At 47.0% G+C, this 1,057-nt stretch carries 4 pseudogenes; 3 read left to right on the top strand and 1 reads right to left on the bottom strand.

Annotation, left to right across the window (positions count from 1 at the left end):
- From QZ506_RS07470 to QZ506_RS07480, 3 pseudogenes are all read left to right on the top strand, one after another.
- Positions 1-153 (top strand): annotated as a pseudogene (locus tag QZ506_RS07470) (transposase); the annotation flags it as partial.
- A gap of 161 nt (positions 154-314) precedes the next feature.
- Positions 315-533 (top strand): annotated as a pseudogene (locus QZ506_RS07475) (transposase); the annotation flags it as partial.
- 36 nt (positions 534-569) lie between these two features.
- Positions 570-719, top strand: a pseudogene (locus QZ506_RS07480) (IS1 family transposase); the annotation flags it as partial.
- On the opposite strand, the pseudogene QZ506_RS07485 reads toward QZ506_RS07480, so the two are convergent.
- A pseudogene (locus QZ506_RS07485) lies at positions 682-867 on the bottom strand (hypothetical protein); the annotation flags it as partial. The pseudogenes QZ506_RS07480 and QZ506_RS07485 overlap by 38 nt on opposite strands.
- Positions 868-1,057 lie beyond the last annotated feature (190 nt).

A 1,057-nucleotide genomic window follows, 5' to 3' on the forward strand; every position in this document is an offset into this window, starting at 1 on the left:
GAGGCCGCGCTTCAGGCGCTGGAGACGTTCGGTGGGACATGGGATCACCGCTATCCGCAGATAAGCCGGAGCTGGCAGTCAAACTGGGCCAACCTGTCGACATTCTTCTCGTACCCGCAGGAACTTCGCAAGGTAATCTACGGCTTTGTTGAATAAATAGATTTTATGCTGGCAGCACAGTGAAACGAAGGATCCTCGCAACGTAAAATCATGCAGTTAGGCCCCATGAGAAAAGTGTACACCTGAGATGACAAGCATTTTCAACCAAAACTGGCACGGAAAAACAGCATGATTACCTATTATTCAACAAAGCCGTAATCTACACGACGAACGCTATAGAATCACTGAACAGCGTGATCCGGCATGCAATCAAGAAACGCAAGGTTTTCCTGACTGATGACTCTGTGAAGAAGGTCGTATGGCTGGCAATCCGGGCGGCATCACAGAAATGGGCGATGCCCTTACAGGACTGGCGTATGGCAATGAGTCGCTTTATTATCGAGTTCGGTGACCGCCTTGACGGTCACTTCTGAGGAAAGGCATTTACACAAAATCTTAAACAGGCTCGAAAGCTGTATACACAGCGTATTGAGCGTGCACATCTGACACTGCGTAACCGATTGCAACGGCTCAATCGCAAGACGCTGGGATATTCAAAATCATCCGAAATGCACGATAGGATCATCGGTACTTACATCGAACGTGAGTACTACGTTTGATGCTACATAAACTCATTGAATACACGACCGAAATGCCGCTAGTGCCGCCATACCGGTTAAAGGCAAATTCCTGAATGATAGGCGGTACTGCCGCCAGAATAGATCCCAACACGGGAATAAAATTCAGCAGAAAGGCTAACACAGCCCAAACAGCAACATATCATCGGAAAATACAGGTGTTTTCATGGTGGCCTGCTTAAGGTGTATTAGTCGCGACTAGATCTGACACTGGACCTTGAAAGGTTGAGAGTTACCGGTTTTGATATGGGTGTCTGATCCTTAAACAAAACGCGAGGTAACTCTCATGCTTCATACTAACAATCCCATTATCAAACACA

The organism is Candidatus Symbiopectobacterium sp., from assembly GCF_020054415.1.
Taxonomy (GTDB): Bacteria; Pseudomonadota; Gammaproteobacteria; order Enterobacterales; family Enterobacteriaceae; genus Symbiopectobacterium.